This window comes from Paraburkholderia sp. JHI2823 (assembly GCF_038900695.1).
Taxonomy (GTDB): domain Bacteria; phylum Pseudomonadota; class Gammaproteobacteria; order Burkholderiales; family Burkholderiaceae; genus Paraburkholderia; species Paraburkholderia mimosarum.
In genome coordinates, this window is the sequence record NZ_JAYMRY010000134.1 from 1 (window position 1) to 1,270 (window position 1,270).

The 1,270-nt window shown below is 58.0% G+C and carries 1 pseudogene; it reads left to right on the plus strand.

The annotated features are described in order from the left end of the window. The first annotated feature begins 59 nt into the window (after positions 1-59). Positions 60-943: pseudogene (locus tag VSR34_RS37925) on the plus strand (IS110 family transposase). The last annotated feature ends 327 nt before the right edge of the window (positions 944-1,270 follow it).

The following is a 1,270-nucleotide window of genomic DNA, read 5'->3' on the forward strand; positions in this document are numbered from 1 at the left end:
CTGACCGGGTTCTCTACCAGCGACGGTTACCGAACGATCCTGTCCAGATCCGGGCGGCGCTGGCGCCGCACCGCGAAGATCTGGTGGGAGTGGTCATTGAAGCAACGTACAACTGGTACTGGCTTGTGGATCAGCTGATGAACGACGGCTACCGTGTGCATCTGGCCAACCCCGCGGCAATCAGGCAGTACGAGGGACTGAAATACAGTGGTGACTTCACCGATGCCGCCCATCTCGCCCAACTGCTGCGTCTGGGACTATTGCCTGAAGGCTACATTTATCCGGCAGAAGAACGTCCCGTGCGGGACCTCGCGCGCAAGCGGATCCAACTGGTGCAGTGTCGTACGGCCCAGATCCTGGCCATCGAGAATCTGTTCTCACGCCATACTGGTGGGCAGATGCAGGGTGAGCAGGTTAAGCGCCTGGATCAGACGCAGGTCAACGAATTCGGTTTTGCACCTGATGTAACGCTCGCAATGCAAGCCAATCTCGCGGTCATGCAAACCTTGCAGGAGGAAATCGGGATCATCGAGAAGCGACTCATGGAGCGCGTCAAACTGCGCCCGGATTACGCGTTGCTGAACTCGGTGCCAGGCATTGGTCCGGTTCTCGCAACCACGATCATGCTCGAAACCGGGACCATTTCGCGCTTCACCATTTCAGCTCGTACTGCCGTTGCGTGGACAGCCGGCGTGAAAGCAACAGCAGGAAGAAAGGCGAAGGCAATACGAAGAACGGCAACAAGTATCTTGCGTGGGCATTTGTCGAAGCGGCCAACTTCGCGATTCGCTCGTGCCCGGAAGCCAGGCGCTTTTACGAGCGCAAGAAACGCGCGCGAAACGGGATTGTCGCGATCAAGGCACTAGCCCACAAACTGGCGCGTGCCTGCTATCACATGCTTCGGGAGCACAAACCATTTGAGATAACACGCTGCTTTGGCTAAAAGGTGGTGCAAGGGGAACGAGCCCAGTATCGCGACTGGTGAAAAGCCATGGTTTTGATTGGGTCTTCCCTTTGCCCCACCCGCTGTTTGCAGATGACCGGGTCGCCCAGGCAATGAGCCATCCTTGACTGGCGTTGCGCAGGCAACAGCCACGGTTTTGCGAAACCCCCTGGACCTTGTCCGGCACCAACGTTTCTCTGGGGCGGCAACAACCGCCAGGGCAGTCGTGAGTTCCATCACGGTATGCTTGAACCCGATGGGTGTCTGGTGCGATCCGGTTCGCAACCAGCTCGAGAAAACGGATGCGATACCGACCCTGCAGGCAGC